At 59.0% G+C, this 17,666-nt stretch carries 15 protein-coding genes; 10 read left to right on the forward strand and 5 right to left on the reverse strand.

Annotation, left to right across the window (positions count from 1 at the left end; all coding sequences use genetic code 11):
• A complete protein-coding gene (locus LOY28_RS06790) occupies positions 1 to 4,149 on the reverse strand; it encodes a CheR family methyltransferase (RefSeq protein ID WP_258613258.1) in 4,149 nt (1,382 codons plus the stop codon).
• Between the two features lie 370 nt (positions 4,150 to 4,519).
• On the opposite strand from LOY28_RS06790, the gene LOY28_RS06795 reads away from it, so the two are divergent.
• The 4 genes from LOY28_RS06795 to LOY28_RS06810 all read left to right on the forward strand — a co-directional run bounded on the left by LOY28_RS06795 (position 4,520) and on the right by LOY28_RS06810 (position 9,729).
• Positions 4,520 to 6,124 carry a tetratricopeptide repeat-containing response regulator gene (locus LOY28_RS06795; protein WP_096480928.1) on the forward strand — a complete coding sequence of 535 codons (1,605 nt, stop codon included), beginning with the start codon at positions 4,520 to 4,522 and terminating at the stop codon, positions 6,122 to 6,124.
• Positions 6,121 to 6,813 carry a sensor histidine kinase KdpD gene (locus LOY28_RS06800; protein WP_064616474.1) on the forward strand — a complete coding sequence of 231 codons (693 nt, stop codon included), beginning with the start codon at positions 6,121 to 6,123 and terminating at the stop codon, positions 6,811 to 6,813. Before LOY28_RS06795 ends, LOY28_RS06800 begins: the two co-directional genes overlap by 4 nt.
• A 221-nt stretch (positions 6,814 to 7,034) precedes the next feature.
• Positions 7,035 to 8,276 carry a glutamine synthetase family protein gene (locus LOY28_RS06805; RefSeq protein WP_258614415.1) on the forward strand — a complete coding sequence of 414 codons (1,242 nt, stop codon included), beginning with the start codon at positions 7,035 to 7,037 and terminating at the stop codon, positions 8,274 to 8,276.
• A gap of 70 nt (positions 8,277 to 8,346) precedes the next feature.
• Positions 8,347 to 9,729 (forward strand): MFS transporter, encoded by a 1,383-nt coding sequence (locus tag LOY28_RS06810; protein ID WP_138866963.1) that lies wholly within the window; start codon positions 8,347 to 8,349, stop codon positions 9,727 to 9,729.
• A gap of 63 nt (positions 9,730 to 9,792) precedes the next feature.
• Here the strand turns inward: LOY28_RS06810 and LOY28_RS06815 are convergent, their stop codons facing one another.
• From LOY28_RS06815 to flgA, 4 genes are all read right to left on the reverse strand, one after another.
• Complete coding sequence (locus LOY28_RS06815) at positions 9,793 to 10,539, reverse strand: flagellar brake protein (RefSeq protein ID WP_258613259.1); 747 nt, start codon at positions 10,537 to 10,539, stop codon at positions 9,793 to 9,795.
• A gap of 88 nt (positions 10,540 to 10,627) precedes the next feature.
• Entirely contained in the window at positions 10,628 to 11,095 is a 468-nt protein-coding gene (locus LOY28_RS06820; RefSeq protein ID WP_018926324.1) for a flagella synthesis protein FlgN, read from the reverse strand.
• Between the two features lie 48 nt (positions 11,096 to 11,143).
• Positions 11,144 to 11,470 (reverse strand): flagellar biosynthesis anti-sigma factor FlgM, encoded by a 327-nt coding sequence (flgM, locus tag LOY28_RS06825; protein ID WP_007937499.1) that lies wholly within the window; start codon positions 11,468 to 11,470, stop codon positions 11,144 to 11,146.
• A 167-nt stretch (positions 11,471 to 11,637) separates the two neighbouring features.
• Positions 11,638 to 12,399 carry a flagellar basal body P-ring formation chaperone FlgA gene (gene flgA / locus LOY28_RS06830; RefSeq protein ID WP_019582904.1) on the reverse strand — a complete coding sequence of 254 codons (762 nt, stop codon included), beginning with the start codon at positions 12,397 to 12,399 and terminating at the stop codon, positions 11,638 to 11,640.
• A gap of 81 nt (positions 12,400 to 12,480) precedes the next feature.
• Here flgA and LOY28_RS06835 point away from each other — a divergent pair, with 81 nt between their 5' ends.
• The 6 genes from LOY28_RS06835 (at position 12,481) to flgE (ending at position 17,589) form a co-directional block, all read left to right on the forward strand.
• Positions 12,481 to 13,413 (forward strand): chemotaxis protein CheV, encoded by a 933-nt coding sequence (locus LOY28_RS06835; protein ID WP_007937503.1) that lies wholly within the window; start codon positions 12,481 to 12,483, stop codon positions 13,411 to 13,413.
• 46 nt (positions 13,414 to 13,459) lie between these two features.
• Positions 13,460 to 14,287, forward strand: coding sequence for a protein-glutamate O-methyltransferase CheR (gene cheR, locus LOY28_RS06840; RefSeq protein WP_026286437.1), 828 nt, complete (start codon positions 13,460 to 13,462; stop codon positions 14,285 to 14,287).
• Between the two features lie 363 nt (positions 14,288 to 14,650).
• A complete protein-coding gene (gene flgB / locus LOY28_RS06845) occupies positions 14,651 to 15,058 on the forward strand; it encodes a flagellar basal body rod protein FlgB (RefSeq protein ID WP_007937506.1) in 408 nt (135 codons plus the stop codon).
• Between the two features lie 3 nt (positions 15,059 to 15,061).
• Entirely contained in the window at positions 15,062 to 15,505 is a 444-nt protein-coding gene (flgC, locus tag LOY28_RS06850) for a flagellar basal body rod protein FlgC (RefSeq protein ID WP_007937507.1), read from the forward strand.
• Positions 15,506 to 15,521: 16 nt separating this feature from the next.
• Positions 15,522 to 16,244 (forward strand): flagellar hook assembly protein FlgD, encoded by a 723-nt coding sequence (flgD, locus tag LOY28_RS06855; protein WP_019650364.1) that lies wholly within the window; start codon positions 15,522 to 15,524, stop codon positions 16,242 to 16,244.
• Between the two features lie 31 nt (positions 16,245 to 16,275).
• Complete coding sequence (flgE, locus tag LOY28_RS06860) at positions 16,276 to 17,589, forward strand: flagellar hook protein FlgE (RefSeq protein ID WP_064616487.1); 1,314 nt, start codon at positions 16,276 to 16,278, stop codon at positions 17,587 to 17,589.
• The last annotated feature ends 77 nt before the right edge of the window (positions 17,590 to 17,666 follow it).

Raw genomic sequence — 17,666 nt, forward strand, 5'->3', positions numbered from 1 at the left:
CTATTCAGAACCTGATGCCCGGGGCTGTCGCAGGGTCTCGATGGTCGCGATCAGGTCATCGTAGGACACCGGTTTTCCAATGTACTGGTCAAAGCCCGATTGACGAGCCTTTTTAATATCGCTGATAGCGCCATAGCCAGTCAGGGCAATGGCCGGCACATCCTTGACATGCGGCAACTGACGTAATGCTTGCATCAGTTCATGGCCGTTCATGACCGGCATGCCCAAGTCCGAAATGATCAGGTCGAAGTGGCTGTTTGCAGCCGCGTCCAGAGCGTCCTTCGGATGATCGAAGGCAACGACTTCGGCGTCCTCCATTTCCAGCAGCATCTTCAGGGTTTCAAGTACCTCGGCGGAGTCGTCGACCAGCAGAATCGTCAGGCCGCTCAGTTTTCCTGATACCTCATCGGTTGGCGTTGTGGTTTGGGTTTTGCCTTCACTACTGGCCAGGGGCAAATAGACAGTGAAGGTACAGCCTTCCCCAACGCCCGGTGAACTCACCTCAACCGTGCCATGTTGGGCCTCGGTCAATTGGCGCACCAGTGACAAACCGATGCCCAGCCCTTCGCGCTGGTGGTTGGCGTGCTGTGTTTCAGCCTGGCCAAACAGGTCGAATACGTGTTCGAGGTTCTCGGCCGCGATGCCGGTGCCATTGTCCTTGACGTCCAGCCGCGCCATGTTCTCGGCCAAGCTGGCGATCAATTGCACGCGGCCGTCGGGCGGGGTGAATTTCAGTGCGTTATTCACCAGGTTCCAGATGATCTGCTCCAGGCGCGTCGGATCGGCGCGCACCATCAACGGCTCCGAAGGCACATGCAGCTCGACGGTGGTGCTGTGCTGGTCGTTGAGGACGACGGTGTAAATATCGCGCAGCACACTGGCCAGATCCACGGCGATCGGTTTGAGCTTGAGCTTGCCGGTGCGCACGCGGGCGACATCCAGCAGGTCGTCGATGATCCGCGCCTGGCTGCTGACGGCATCGCAAATGGTGTTGACGGCTTTGGCGGCCGGCGCCACCGACTTGGTCACCGGCAAGCGCCGCAACAGTTCGGCGTTGAGCTGGATCAGGTTCAGAGGATGCTTGAGTTCGTGGGACATGACCGCGAAGAACTCATCTTTGAGGTAATTGGTGTTCAGCGTCTCGGCCAGTTGTTGGCTTTGTTCCTCATGCTGGCGTTTGTGACCGGTCAGGTCCCGGGCGATTTTCACGTAGCCGCGAAGGTTGTCACCGCTGAGCAAGGTCACTTCGCCGCTGCAATAGAAGCGGCTGCCGTCCTTGCGCAGGTGCCAGCGTTCATCTTCGGAACGGCCATGGGTGCGAGCCCCCAGCAGTTCGGATTCAGGCACGCCGGAGGCGCGGTCTTCGGCGGAAAAAATGAAGTCGTAGTAAGCGCCTTCGGCCTCAGCCTTGCTGTAGCCGAAGATCAGTTCGGCGCCTTTGTTCCAGGTGGTGATCACGCCTTGTTCATCAAGGGTGATGATCGCGTAGTCGCGGGTGCTTTCGGCCACCAGGCGCATGCGTTCTTCGCCCAGGCGCAGCTCTTCTTCGGCCTCGCGGCGTTTGGTGATGTCAATGAACGTCAGCACGGTGCCGTCGATACGGTCTTCGCTGGAGCGATAGGGCAGCAGGCGGGCGATGTACCAGTGCTTGTCGGTGCTGCTGACTTCACGTTCGATCATGTTCAATGATTCGAACACCGATGCCGCGTCACTCGCCAGGTCGTCGTAGTGCAGGCGATGGGTGATGTCGAGCAGGGAGCGGCCGGTATCCACCGGCAGCATGCTGAAAATATCGGTGGCACGCGGAGTGAACCACTTGATCCGCATGCTGCGGTCGACAAACACCGTGGCAATGTCGGTGGAGGCGATCAGGTTGGTCAGGTAGTCGTTGATCTTGTCGGTTTCTTCGACTTTGGTTTTCAGCTCGTAGTTGACCGTCAGCAGCTCTTCGTTGATCGATTGCAGCTCTTCCTTGCTGGTCTCCAGCTCTTCGGTGGCCGAGCGCAGTTCTTCGTTGATCGCCTGCATTTCTTCGTTGGAAGCTTTCAGTTCTTCACTGGAAATTTCCGATTGTTCAATGGTGTCCTGCAAGTGCAGTTTGGTGCGTTGCAGTTCACGCTCAAGATTGGACAGCACCTGGCTTTCGGTTTGCAGCAGGGTTGTGGTCGTCGCTTGCGAAGGATCGACTTCGACTTCCTCGAAAATCACCAGGATGAACTCGCCGTCCGACTCTTCATCCTTGTAGGGCTGCGCCTCCAGGCTGACCTTGTAACGCCGCTCTTCGCGCTTGACCGGCACCTCGCGGGATTTCACGGCCAGGCCGCTCTGCTGGACCTGGAACAGCGTGGTGCGGATTTCCAGGCGCAGCTCCGACAGGATCAGCGTCAGCAGGTTGCGTGACAACTCACCGCCCACATGCCGAAGGAAACGCCCGGCAGTTTCGCTCATGTGCAGGATGTCTGCGTTGGCATCGACGATCATGCTCGGCGGGGCCGCGCGTTCGAGGGCGCGCTGGTGGATGTCGGCAAACGACAGTTTGCGCTGCACGGCGTGTTGCGGTGCCTGATGGGAAATATTGGAGCGCACATAACCACCGCGCGGCACGGTCGGCGTGCGCCGGCTGTTGGCGGTGCCGGTCTTGGCGCGGAAGATCCGGTTGCGTTTGTCCACCGGCGTGAACAGCTCATGGCAAGCGTCTGCACTTTCGGAGGAACCGAGGAACAGAAAACCGCCGGGGCGCAAGGCGAAGTGGAACATCTGCAGGATTTCGCGCTGTACTTCGCGATCCAGATAGATCAACAGGTTCCGGCACACGATCAGGTCGATTTGCGAGAAGGGTGGATCGGACAGCAGGCTGTGTTTGGCGAACAGCACCTTCTCGCGGATTTCCTTGCGAATCCGATAGTGCTCATCTTCCTTGATGAAGTAATGCCGCAGCCGCGTCGGCGGCACATCCGTCACGATGGCTTGCGGGTACAGGCCGGCCCGGCCGAAGCTGATGGCGCGCTCGTCGATGTCGGTGGCGAAAACTTGCAGTGAGGCCTTGCTGGCTTCCTGTTGCAGCTGATCGTTGACCAGCATCGCCAGGCTATAGGCTTCTTCGCCGGTGGAACAGCCAGCCGACCAGACCCGGATTTCTTCCTTTTCAGGCTGCGCCGAAACCGCGGCGCTGACCAGTTGCGGAATGACATCCCGCTCCAGCGCTTCGAAGGCTTCGCGATCACGGAAAAAGTTGGTCACGCCGATCAGCATGTCCCCCAGCAGCGCCTTGGTTTCTTCGGGATTGCTTAGCAGGTAGCGGTAATAAGCTCCCAAGTCGGGCTGGGCCGTGACCTGCATCCGGCGTTCGATCCGCCGCAATACCGTTGCGCGTTTATAGTGCTTGAAGTCATGACCGGTGCCGGTACGCAACTGGATCAGGATGTCGTGCAGCATTTGTTCGGCGAGCACGGCATCACGTTCGGCTACAGAGGCGAAGGATTGCAGTTCCGGATCATTGGCGGCGGGCAAGCTGATTTCCCGGGAGTTGTGCCACAGGTCCAGCAGCTTTTGCGGCATGTCTGCTACGGGCAATACCAGATCGACCATGCCGGTTTCGATGGCCGCCCGAGGCATACCGTCGAACTCGGCGTCTTCCGGTACCTGGGCCAGGGTAATGCCGCCCTGTTCCTTGATACGCGACAGGCCGACTGCGCCGTCGGAACCGCTGCCCGAGAGCACCAGGCAGAAGGCGCGCTCGCGGTGTACTTGCGCCAGGTCGCGGAAGAACAGATCGATCGAGGCATGGCGTCCCAGTTGTGGGTCGTTTTCAATTACCTCAAGGTTATTTCCATTCATCACCAGTCGCCGCGCCGGCGGGATGACATAGACCCGGTTTTTCTCGATCGGTACGGTTTCGGTGACCTGCAGAACCGGCATCCGGGTCGATTCCTGGATGATCTTGTCTGCGACGCTTTGGTGGTCGGGCGACAGGTGAAGAATGATCACAAACGCCATGCCGTTGTCGTTAGGCATGTTCTCGAAAAACAATTTGATGGCTTGCAGCCCGCCAGCCGACGCACCGATGCCCACCACCGGAAAATCCAGGGTACTGAGGGTCAGGGCCTTTCGCTCGGGAGCCGTGGCCGAGTGCTTGGGGGTGGTGGTCATTTCCTGGCCTTTGCCGGCGATTTAGAGCGTATTGGGTTCAAGCGGATAATAATTAGCGTGCTTCAATAAATCAGGATAATCCCGTTTTTCAATAACGCCTTCAAATATTTAGCGCAGCCGTATGATCTTTTGGCAGTAAAAGGAACGATTGCACTCCCGCTGCTTCAAGGGAACGCGACTACTGGCCGATAACGCGACAAGCCGTTGTGATTTCATCGCTGGCGGCCGGTAAAGCTCATCACGCGATTGTGCGAAATTGCTTGATAGCCAATGGCCTCTCGCTATCATCTGCGCGCCTGAAAGGCCGCGAAGCTGAACTCGCAGCCATTGCCTTTAGGTTGTTCTTCCTTAAATTGCCTGGAAATCTTCGATGCTGTCGTATCACCAAAAAAGCTTTTTGATCGTCGATGATTTCTCGGATTTCCGCAGTTCCGTCAGGTCCATGCTGCGGGAGCTGGGCGTCAAGGACGTCGACACCGCTGATACCGGTGAGCAGGCGCTGCGCATGTGCTCGCAGAAGTCCTACGACTTCATCCTGCAGGATTTCCACCTGGGCGATGGCAAGAAAAACGGTCAGCAGGTGCTCGAAGACCTGATGATCGAGAAGCTGATCAGCCACGAAAGTGTGTTTGTCATGGTCACCGCCGAAACCAGCCAGGCCATGGTGCTCAGCGCACTGGAGCATGAGCCCGACGCTTACCTGACCAAACCGTTCAACCGCTCCGGCCTGGCCCAGCGCCTGGAGCGACTGGAACAGCGCAAGACCTTGCTCAAGCCGATCCTGCAAGCGCTTGACCGGGGCAAACCGGTTGAAGTGCTCAATGCCTGCATCGCCCTGTGCAAACAAGACATTCGTTATTCGCCGCTGTGCCTGCGCTACCGCGCCGATGCATTGCGCGACTTGAACCAGAACGAAGCGCTGGAGCGTCTTTACGACAGCATCATTGCGGATCGGCCTTTGCCCTGGGCTTTTGCCGGATTGGGCCAATTGCTGTTCAAGCGCGGGCAGGTCAGCCAGGCCAAGGGCATTTACGAAAAAGCCTTGAAAGTCTTCCCGATGATGCCGGCCCTCTACGATGGCATGGCCGATGTGCTGGTCGCCGAAGGTGACACCAAAGCGGCGCAGAAAGTGTTGGAGGAAGCAATTCGCCTGTCGCCGCTGGCGGTGCGCCGGCAAGCGTTGCTGGGCAAGTTGGCAATGGCCAACGAAGATTTCGACACTGCCTCCAAAGCCTATCGCCAGGCCGTGAACCAAGGGGCGCAGTCACGTTTCAAGGATGCGGAAAGCAACCTCGGCCTGGCCCATGCCTTGATCAGCAAAGGTGCGGAAAAGGGCCTGGACACGCGGACCCGCCTGGAAATCAACACGACGCTGAGTGCAGTGGCGAAGGAGAACCCTTCCGACCCAGGCCTGCAGATTCGTGCGCGTCTGATGAAGGCCACCAGCCTGCTGCTCAACGATGCCGAGACCGCCGAGAAGCTCACCGAGCAAGCGATGATGCGCCTCGATGGCATGGAACAGTTCATGAGCGCCGAAGCGGCGCTGCTGGTGGCCAAGCAGTTGCAAATGCTCGGGCAGGCGAGTGCCGGTGCTTCGATGTTGAAAAACTGTGCGGAAATCTACGGCGACGATCCGACCGTGATGAAGGGCATCGCCAAGCTGACCGACGACCCGACCATCCTCAACTCGGGCAATGCCGCCGCCGACCTCAACCGTCAGGGCGTGCGGGTGTACAAGACCGGCAATCTGGTGGAAGCCCGGGATGTGTTCCGCAAAGCCCTGGCGCTGCAACCGAAGAACATCAGTATTGCCCTGAACATGGCGCAGTCGCTGCTGCATGGCACCGACACCAGCGTCCCGTCGGCCGAGCTGGAAGAGTGCCGGGCCTGCCTGAAAACGGTCGGCCTGATGCCCGATACCGATGCGCGTTATCCGCGCTACCAGAAACTGAAAATCAAGGCGTTCGGCGAATGATCGACAGCGAACCGTCACTCGACTTCTCTACGGTGATTGCCTCCACCGTGCACGACATGAAGAACTCTCTGGCCATGCTGATGCAGGCGCACAGCCAATGGCTGGCGCGTTTGCCCGACCCTGAGCGGCACACCCCGGAGCAGGGCGTCATCGACTTCGAGTTCGCCCACCTCAATGGCATGCTGGTGCAGTTGCTGGGGCTGTACAAGCTGGGCGTCAACCAGATGCCGTTGCAGCCGGCCTACCATGAGCTGGATGATTTCATTGAGGCGCAACTGGCGGCTCACCAGGAAGTGTTCGCCAGCCGCGGCATTATCGCGACCTATGAAGTGGACCCGTTGAGCCCGCTGGGTTTCTTCGATCGGGAGCTGATTGCCTCGGTGCTCGCCAATTGCATCAACAACGCCATTCGTTATGCCCGGCATGCCTTGTTGATCAGTGTCAGCGATGAGGCCGGGCAATTGGTGCTGACCATCAACGACGATGGTGAGGGTTATCCACCCGAGATGATCGAGCGTCAGGCCGACTATGTGCAGGGCATCAACCACAGCAGCGGCAGTACCGGCCTGGGCTTGTACTTTGCCGGGCGGATTGCCGCCTTGCATCAGCGTGATGGTGTGGGCGGACGTACCGAAATCAGTAATGGCGGGCCATTGGGTGGCGGCGTGTTCAGCCTCTATCTCCCCTGAACGACACGTTCCTCACAGGATTGCGCCTTTTTGTTTGACGCTGCTTGATATTCCGAACAGCCGGAGCCTATTTTGTACGGGTCGCCGTTCGCGGCTCGTACAACAACAAGGATTGCGTCATGACAACCGATGGCCATCGCTCACTCGCGCAGCGATTGACGGGCATTGATGAGATTGAATGTGTCACGCCGGACTTGAACGGCGTGCCACGCGGCAAGGTAATGACCGCTGAAGGATTTCTTGAGGGGCGGCGTTTACAGATGGCGCGGGGAGTGCTGCTGCAATGCATCATGGGCGGCTATCCGCCCGCGCACTTTTACGGCAGCGATGATGGCGATCTGGCGCTGGTGCCTGATCCGGGGCAGATCCACCGCTTGCCCTGGAGTTCGCACCCTCGGGCACTGGCCATATGCGATGCACAGGAACTGACGGGCGAGAGCTCGCACCTGTCGACTCGCGGCCAACTCAAGGCGGTGATCGCTCGCTACGCCGCCCTCGGTCTGGCGCCGGTCGTGGCGACCGAGCTGGAATTCTTTGTGTTCGCGCCCAACCCTGACCCGACGCAACCCTTCCAGCCTCCAGTGGGCCTGGACGGTCGTCGCGAGGACGGTCATTCGGCATTCAGTATCAGCTCCAATAACGGCTTGCGGCCGTTCTTCGCTGAAGTCTACGCAGGCATGGCGGCGCTGGGCTTACCCCGCGATACCTTCATGCACGAGATGGGCGTCAGCCAGTTCGAGATCAACCTGCTGCATGGCGATCCGCTGCTGTTGGCCGACCAGACCTTGCTGTTCAAGCATCTGCTCAAGGAAGTGGCGCTCAAGCATGGCCTGACCGTGGTCTGCATGGCCAAGCCGTTGGCTCACACGCCGGGCAGTTCGATGCATATTCACCAGAGCGTCGTCGAGATCGACAGCGGGCGTAACGTGTTCAGCGACGAGGCTGGCGAGCCGACCGCGACCTTCCGTCATTTCATCGGTGGCCAACAGGCCGGCCTGGCGGATTTCACTGCGCTGTTTGCGCCGAACGTGAACTCTTATCAGCGCCTGTGTCATCCTTTTGCATCGCCCAATAATGCCTGCTGGTCCCATGATAACCGCGCGGCCGGCCTGCGCATTCCGGCCAGTTCACCGGTTGCTCGTCGGGTCGAAAACCGCCTGCCGGGGGCTGACGCCAACCCGTATCTGGCGATCGCCGCGAGCCTGGCGTCGGGGCTGTATGGCATCGAAAACAAACTGGAACCGAGCGAAGCGGCCCGGGGCGAGTTCGTGGTGCCGGATAATCTTGCGTTGCCGTGTACCTTGCATGCCGCACTTGAACGTCTGAAACGTAGCCAATTGGCGAAGGAACTGTTCGGCAAGGAGTTCATCGAAGGCTACATCGCTTCGAAGACCCTGGAGTTGACCAGCTTCCTCGATGAAATTACTCCCTGGGAACGGCGTGTTCTAGCAGCCCAGGCCTGACGACCTGTCGCCATCGGGCTATCGTTGTCGATAGCCCGATACTCACTGCAAGGAGCCGCTCGGAACGCCAATGCGCCAAATCCTGAAATCCTTTCGAGGACTTTATTTCGCCTCGCTGATGATGTTGATCGGCTCGGGCCTGTTGAGTACTTACCTTGCCCTGCGCCTGGCGGCCGATAAGGTCGACAGCCTGTGGGTCGGCGCGTTGATGGCGGCCAACTATTTCGGCCTGGTGCTGGGCGGCAAGATCGGCCATCGGCTGATTGCCCGGGTCGGGCATATTCGAGCTTATTCAGCCTGCGCCGGGATCGTCGGTGCGGCGGTGCTGGGCCATGGCCTGGTGGACTGGCTGCCCGCGTGGCTGTTCCTGCGGGTGATCGTTGGCCTGGGCATGATGTGCCAGTACATGGTGATCGAAAGCTGGCTCAACGAGCAGGCAGAAGCCAAGCAGCGTGGCGTGGTGTTCAGCGGCTACATGATCGCCTCGTACCTGGGGCTGGTGCTGGGTCAGCTGATTCTGGTCATGCACCCGGGCCTGGGCCTGGAACTGTTGATGCTGGTCGCACTGTGTTTCGCCCTGTGTCTGGTGCCGGTGGCCCTGACCCGGCGGATTCACCCGGCACCTTTGCACCCGGCGCCGATGGAGCCGCGCTTCTTCATCAAACGCGTGCCGCAGTCACTGAGCACGGTGTTGGGGGCGGGATTGATCGTCGGTTCGTTCTACGGCCTGGCGCCTCTGTATGCCTCCCAGCAAGGATTGTCCACCGAGCAGGTCGGTCTGTTCATGGGCAGCTGCATTTTTGCGGGCCTGGTGGTGCAGTGGCCGTTGGGATGGCTATCGGATCGTTATGACCGGGCGGTATTGATCCGAAGTTTTGCGTTTAGCCTGGCACTGGCCGCGTTGCCGCTGGCGATCATGCCGCAGGTGCAACTGGAGGTGCTGTTCATCGCCGGGTTCCTCTGTTCGTTGGTGCAATTCTGTCTGTACCCGCTGGCGGTGGCGTTCTCCAACGACCACGTCGAGGGTGATCGCCGGGTGTCGCTGACGGCGATGCTGCTGGTGACTTACGGTGTCGGCGCGAGTGTCGGACCGTTGGTGGCAGGGGTATTGATGAAATTGTTCGGCAGCCAGATGCTTTATGCCTTTTTCAGTTTTTTTGCATTGGTGCTGGTGTGGCGAATCCGCCCGAAAGCAGTCACCAATCTGCATCAGGTGGACGATGCTCCGCTGCATCACGTGGCCATGCCCGACAGCATGACGAGTTCGCCACTGGTGGCGTGCCTTGACCCGCGTGTTGATGAGCAGGTGGTGCAGGATCAGATGCAGAATCCGGTCAACCCGGAGGCTGATGTCAATCCGGATGCCGGGCCCGAACCAGAACCTGAACCAGTTTCGGATTCAGAAGACCCGGACGCAGGTCGCGAGCAAAGTTTTACCGAAGCGCGGCCGTGATCAAGGCATAAAAAAACGGGCAGTCACCGCAAGGGACTGCCCGTTTTTTATTGGCGGGGCGTATCAGAAATCGTCTTTATCGAAGCGCCGCGCTTCACGTTGCAGCTGATAGACGAACCGCTCGACCTGCCGTTGCACCAGGCCGCTCATGTTGTGAAAACGCACGCCGGCGAAGGTGGTGTTGATCTTTTCTTCAAAGTGCAGGTAACGCAGCTCCACCGGTGCCGTCATGCTGCCGAAGGGCAGGGCGGCGATGAAGCGGTCGTAGACCTGGCCCAATTGCAGCTTCGCGGTAATGTCGCCTTCGAAGCGCAATTTGCAGCCGGTGGCGGAGATGTCCAGCAGTTTGCCGGCGATGGGCGACTTGAGTTTCTCGCCCCCCAGCTCGACATTGACCAGTTGTGCCAGCTTCAACGCAGCGCGGAAAGCATTGCGGCGCTGGTGGTAAACCACCTCATCGGGCAGCGCGCCCCGGTAGCAGCGGCCATCACCGGACTCGTCGATGGTCAGCGGGCCATTGCTTTCCCAGGCGATGCGCACGCCGTCGTGGAAGCCTTCGACCTTGAACGGTTCGCCGGCCAGCAGAAAGCGTTCGCCGTCGCGCGGGATCATTTCGTCCAGGGCGATCATCTTGCTGTCACGGTCGACGTCCACCAGATAACTCTGGAAGCGCTGGCTGCGCTCGTGGAACGTGATGATCAGCGGGTCATGGCTGTCTTGCAGCTGACGCAGGTTGCCGGAGATTTCCAGGGGCGTGGTGAGCACCTTGGGTGGCTGCGGAGCATCTTCCGCGCTTAAGGCATTGGACACGAGGTATCAATCTCCAGACAAATATGACTACTGGCCGGCATTCTGCCAGCATGTTTCGCGTCTTGATAGGGCGTGCTCATTGAAAGGCTTAAGCCTGACTGAGCGGGCGTGGCTTGGCGAGCTTGGAGGTTGATCCGCGGGCATCGTAGAGCGCTGGCGGCTCGCCGCCGGTGAGGATTTTCAGCTGGTTGGCCGTGGCGGCCTGCTGCACCAGAATCGACTGGCCATTGTTGGCATTGGCGGCCTGGCACTGGGCCAGGAGGTCGGTCAGCACGTCGCTCTGTCCCAGCAACCGTTCGCCAATGCTCGACTGGCTGGCGAGTTGCTCCAGGCCCTGGCGGTTGGTTGGCAGGTTGAGGCTGGCGAGGATTTCACTGCGCTTGCGGCCATGCTGTTCGAGCAGAATGATCAATGCCTGTTTATGCGCCAGAATTTCTTCGAGCAGTGGCATGTCGCGACCGTGCAAGGCGAGGGACTCGGTTTGCAGTAGCTCCAGCAGTTGTTGCGCCGGGGCGAAGTCGTCGATGATCAGTTGCAGTAAATGAGTGTCGTGCATGGCTGGCCTTGGGTTTTAAGCGTCCAAAAGCCTGGCGCGGGCCGTGGCCTAGCGCTGGGCTTCGAAGTTGAGCAGTTTGCTGGCTACACGGTTGCTGTCGACTTTATAGCTGCCATCGGCAATCGCTGCTTTCAACTCGGCCACGCGGGCGTTGTCGACGGCAGGCTGATCGCGCAGCTTGTCAGTGACCTTCTGCAACTGTTGAGCCTCATTGCTGAGGTGTACCGATTCCCCGCTTTTGGTGGTACTGGCCTGTTCGGCCGGGGTATTCAGCGGCGCGGATTGGCCGGCTTCGGCGGTTTCCTTGGCGGTGCTGGTACGCGTACTGCCCGTAAGTGACGAGGAGCTGTTTAAACGACTGAAATCGATGACCATGACAATAAACCTCTGGATATTTGGACGCTTGCCATGTTTTCGGCGATTCCCCGAAAAACTTTAGGCCCATTTATCAATGAGCTTGCATGCGCCAGCGCATGCCCTGCATGCGGCACAGTTTAGGCAACCGCCAGGCGGTGCGCCATCACTTCACAAACACAGAGCCCTTACATGGCCACTTCCACCTGGCCGGGCGCTGTGACTTGCGCCTTGATGACCCGCTGGGAGTTAAGGTTTTTCACGCGAATCTGTTCGCTCAGGCCGCCGTTGGACAGCGCTTCACCCGGCATGCGCACACTGAGCGTACCACTGCGGGCGGTAATCACCACCTGGTCGCCCTTGCGAACCACTTCCGCCTGTTCGAGATGCACCAGCGTAATGATCTGATCGGCGACCATTGGTCGGGTAAGTTTTTGCCCGATAGCCTGATCGACGGAAGTCAGAAACCCCTGATTTATCAGGCTGATATCACGCTCGCGCAGGGTTACGTCCTGAGGTTCGATAATCCCTGTGCGCTTGAGCGGACGAGTGGTCGTCACAATGTCGCGAAACAGCTTCACTTGAGCGGGCACGAAGACCGTCCAGGGCGAGGCGCCATCGCAGCGAACCTTGACCGTGACCCGTCCCAGAGGCCTTGCCGGGCTCTCGAGGGTGGCTGTCAATTCCTTGTCGCACATAGGCATGCGCAGGCGCGGATCGAGCTGGTTGACCTGGATTTCGTAGCGACCTTGCGTTTGACTGGTGGCCAGATAGTCCTCTACGGTGAATTCAAGAAAGCCCTGGGTGACGCCGATAAGCATGTCAGGCAAGGTAACCGTATCAGCAAGGGCAGGGCTGCCAGCGTTGAACAGGCAAGCGGCCGACATCGCGCAGAGCAATCTGCGGCAGGTTGATGTGAGGTGTCGGAAAAATGTCGGTTCTGTGTTCATAAGAGTTAAAAAGCAAGCGCCGTGCCGTTTCGTGATGAATGTGCGTCGCAACACACTTAGCGTTGGTGTAGGAGTCTGGGCATGGCTGGTGTAATGGATTCGGTGAACCAGCGCACGCAACTGGTAGGGCAGAATCGCCTTGAGCTGTTGTTGTTCCGTCTCGACGGCCAGCAGCTGTATGGGATCAACGTGTTCAAGGTTCGCGAGGTGCTGCAATGCCCCAAGCTGACCCTGATGCCCAAGTCCAGTCCTGTCGTGTGCGGTGTGGCGAATATTCGGGGGGCAACCATTCCGATCCTGGATCTGGCGATGGCGACCGGTGCCGGTCGGTTGCTGGACCAGAGCAATCCCTTCGTGATCATCACGGAGTACAACACCAAGACCCAGGGTTTCCTGGTTCGGTCGGTGGAGCGCATCGTCAACATGAACTGGGAGGAGATTCATCCGCCACCCAAGGGCACGGGGCGCGATCACTACCTGACGGCTGTGACTCGGGTCGACAACCAGTTAGTCGAAATCATCGACGTCGAGAAGGTGCTGGCGGAAGTGGCGCCGACGCCGGAAGCGATTTCGGTGGGCGTGGTCGATGTTGAGACCCAGCACAAGGCGCTCTCTTTGCGCGTATTGACGGTCGACGACTCGTCGGTGGCACGCAAGCAGGTGACCCGTTGCCTGCAAACGATCGGTGTCGAAGTGGTGGCGTTGAACGACGGCCGGCAAGCGCTGGATTACCTGCGCAAGCTGGTCGACGAGGGCAAGAAGCCGGAAGAAGAGTTCCTGATGATGATCTCCGACATCGAGATGCCGGAGATGGACGGGTACACCCTGACGGCCGAGATCCGCGCCGATCCGCGCATGCAAAAGCTCCATATCATCCTGCATACTTCGTTGTCGGGTGTGTTCAATCAGGCGATGGTCAAGAAGGTCGGTGCCGATGACTTCCTGGCCAAGTTCCGTCCTGATGACCTGGCATCCCGGGTAGTCGACCGGATCAAAGCAGCAGATAACAGCTAGAGGCCTTCTGCCCCTGGCGGTCAACACGATTTAAGAGGCGGTATCTTTGTCTACGGGTAATTTGGATTTCGAACAGTTCCGGGTATTCCTGGAAAAAGCCTGTGGCATTTTGCTCGGTGAAAACAAGCAATATCTGGTCTCGAGCCGTCTCAACAAACTGATGGAACAGCAGGGCATCAAATCGTTGGGTGAGCTGGTTCAGCGCATCCAGACCCAGCCGCGCAGCGGTTTGCGCGAGATGGTGGTGGATGCCATGACGACCAACGAAACCCTGTGGTTTCGTGACACCTATCCGTTTGAAGTCTTGAAGAACAAGGTATTGCCTGAAGCGATCAAGGCCAGCCCCGGTCAGCGCCTGCGGATCTGGTCGGCGGCGTGTTCGTCGGGTCAGGAACCGTATTCGCTGTCGATGTCCATCGATGAGTTCGAACGGGTCAACATGGGCCAGTTGAAGATGGGCGTGCAGATCGTTGCCACCGACCTGTCCGGCAGCATGCTGACCAACTGCAAGACCGGCGAGTACGACAGCCTGGCCATCGGTCGCGGTCTGTCGCCCGAGCGCCTTCAGCGTTACTTCGACCCCAAGGGGCCGGGGCGCTGGGCCATCAAGGCACCAATCAAGAGTCGGGTGGAGTTTCGCTCGTTCAACTTGCTGGACAGCTACGCAAGCCTGGGCAAGTTCGACATCGTGTTCTGCCGCAACGTGCTGATCTACTTCTCCGCCGAGGTGAAGAAAGACATCCTGTTGCGCATTCACAGCACGCTCAAGCCGGGCGGTTATCTGTTCCTTGGCGCGTCCGAAGCGCTGAACGGTTTGCCGGACCATTACCAGATGGTCCAGTGCAGCCCGGGGATCATTTACCAGGCGAAGTGATTCGTTGACGGCATACAAAAAAACGGGGGGCCTCAGGGGCTCCCGTTTTTTTTGCCTGCTTGTTTCTCATAGGCACCCCAATACCTGTAGGAGCGAGGCTTGCCCGCGAAAGCGTTGGGGCGGTCAATGATGATTGTTGTCTGGCACACCGTTTTCGCGGGCAAGCCTCGCTCCTACAGTTGATCGGTGTTGCCCTGGGAAAGCGGCAGAAAAGCGGCAGGCGGCGGAAATCGGTTGCCGCTTTTCTGGCATTGCCGCCTCGCCACTGCTCGCAAAGCCCCCGGTTTACGGGCTTTTTTGAATTGGCACGCCGCTTGCAGTGTTCACGTTACGAAAAATCAGGTCACCCGAAGGTTTCCCGACATGAGCATCAGCTTCGATAAAGCGCTCGGTATCCACGAACAAGCCCTGGGCTTCCGCGCTCAGCGTGCCGAAGTCCTGGCCAACAACATCGCCAACGCCGACACCCCGAACTACAAGGCTCGGGATCTGGACTTCTCGAAAGTGCTCGCCGAGCAGAACGAGAAAACCAAAAACGGCAAGTTCGCCTTGAGCATGACCAACAGCCGTCACATCGAAGCTGAAGGCCTGGGCAATGGCGACGAGTCGCTGATGTATCGCACGCCGATGCAACCGTCGATCGACCAGAACACCGTGGATGCCCAACTGGAACAGTCGAACTACGCGGAAAACGCGGTCAACTTCCAGGCCAGCTTCACCCTGCTCAACAGTAAATTCAAAGGGCTGGTGTCAGCCCTGCGCGGAGAGTAATTCATGTCCCTGTCCAGTGTTTTCAACATTGCCGGTAGCGGCATGAGTGCCCAGACCACTCGCTTGAACACCGTCGCCAGTAACATCGCCAACGCCGAGACCGTTTCGTCGAGCATCGACCAGACCTATCGCGCCCGTCACCCGGTGTTCGCCACCATGTTCCAGGGCGGCCAGAGCGGCGGCAGCGATTCGCTGTTCCAGAACCAGGACGCGGCCGGTCAAGGCGTGCAAGTGCTGGGTGTGGTCGAAGACCAGAGCAACCTTGAAGCGCGCTACGAGCCGAATCATCCGGCCGCCGATGCCAAGGGCTACGTCTACTACCCGAACGTCAACGTCGTCGAAGAGATGGCCGACATGATTTCCGCGAGCCGTTCGTTCCAGACCAACGCAGAAATGATGAACACCGCCAAAACCATGATGCAGAAGGTCCTGACCCTCGGTCAGTGATAAGGGGCGACTTTCGATGAGTGTTACCGATACCACCAGCGGCGTAAGTCTCAAGGATGTCCTGGCCAACTCTTCGGTCAAGACCACGACCACCAGTGATGGTCTTTCCGCGGCGACCAGCAGTGCCACCGGCAGCAAGGCATTGGGCAAGGATGCGTTCCTGCAACTGCTGGTCACCCAGCTGAAAAACCAGAACCCGCTCGATCCTCAGGACAACAGCGCGTTCGTAGCCCAGTTGGCGCAGTTCAGTAGTCTGGAAGGCATCACCACGCTGAACCAGACCGTCAGCGGCATTGCCGGCAACTACAACTCCTCGCAAGCCTTGCAGGCTTCTTCGCTGGTGGGCCGTTCGGTCATCGCGCAGACCGACAAGGCCGTGGTCGACACCTCCAAGAGCCTCAACGGTACCGTCGTGGTGCCGACATCGGTTTCCGCAGCCACCGTCAAGATCACCAACTCGGCAGGCACGGTCATCCGCACCCTCGACCTGGGTAGTCAAAACGCCGGCAATGCCAGCTTCATTTGGGACGGCAAGGACAGTTCGGGCGCGGTGGCACCGGCGGGTACTTACACCTTCGGCGCAACGAGCACCATCGACGGCAAGAACACCTCACTGATTACTTACCTGCCGGCAACGGTCAACAGCGTGACCATCAGCCAGACCGGCGGTGAGTTGATGCTGAACCTGGCAGGCCTGGGCAGCGTTGCCCTGTCCAAAGTGCAAACCATTGGTCTATAGAGCCGACTAACACGGCACAAAGGAGTGGAATATGTCTTTCAATATCGGCCTTAGCGGTCTCTATGCGGCCAACAAACAACTGGACGTGACCGGCAACAACATCGCCAACGTCGCGACCACCGGTTTCAAATCGTCCCGTGCAGAATTCGAAGACGTGTACTCGGCCACTCGCCTGGGTACCGGCAGCAAGACCATCGGTAACGGCGTGCGCCTGGCCAACGTTTCCCAGCAGTTCAGCCAGGGTGATGTGAACAACACCGGCAACGTGCTGGACATGGGCATTCAGGGCAACGGCTTCTTCATCCTCAGCGACAACGGTTCCCTGAGCTACACCCGTGCCGGTGCGTTCAAGACCGACGCTCAAAACTTTGTGGTCGATAACAACGGCAACCGCTTGCAGGGTTATGGCGTCGATTCCAATGGCAAGATCATCAACGGTGTGTTGACTGACTTGAAGATCGACACCTCGAGCCTGAAGCCGAATCCGACTACCAAGGTTGATCAGACGATGAACCTGAACTCGGCGGAAACCACGCCGACCGTGGCCCCGTTCAGCCCGACCGATACCAACAGCTATAACAAGACCATCTCCACCAAGGTCTACGACAGCCAGGGTAACGAGCACACCATGGACCAGTACTACGTGAAAACGGGTACCAACGCGTGGCGTGTCTATACCTACATGGACGGTCGCTCCCCGGCCAACCCTGCAACCACGCCTCCAGTGCCGATCACCGCTGACATCACTTTCAACTCCGACGGCAGCATTAACACGCTGACGGCGGGTGCCGGCTGGACCCAGACTGGCAACACGTTGACCATGACCGGTTGGGTGCCAGGTGCCATTACCAACGCCGCAACGATTCCTGTGACCTGGGGGCCGAACGGTTCCGTCGCTGCCACTGGCGGTATCGCGTTCAACATGGCGCTGACCACTTCTTACAACTCGCCAACCGCCCGTACCGCCCAATACCAGGACGGCTACGCCACCGGCCAGATCTCCAGCCTGACCATCGACGCCAGCGGCGTCATGACCGCCAACTTCAGCAACCAGCAAACCAAGGCCATCGGCCAGGTGGCGGTGGCGAGCTTCGCCAACGAGCAAGGCTTGCAGCCAATTGGCGGTACGCGCTGGAAAGAAACCTTCGCCTCCGGTGTGGCCGGTGTCGATGCGCCGAAAACCGGTACCCTAGGTTCGGTCGTGTCCAACTCGCTGGAAGAGTCCAACGTCAACCTGACCAACGAACTGGTTGATTTGATCAAGGCGCAGAGCAACTACCAGGCGAACGCCAAGACCATCTCCACCCAGAGCACCATCATGCAGACCATCATTCAGATGACCTGATGCTTGATAGTGCTGCATAAGAAACCCCTCGCAAGAGGGGTTTTTTCATTCTGTAGGAGCGAGGCTTGCCCGCGAAG

Origin of the sequence: Pseudomonas sp. B21-017 (assembly GCF_024749245.1) — a bacterium.
Taxonomy (GTDB): Bacteria; Pseudomonadota; Gammaproteobacteria; order Pseudomonadales; family Pseudomonadaceae; genus Aquipseudomonas.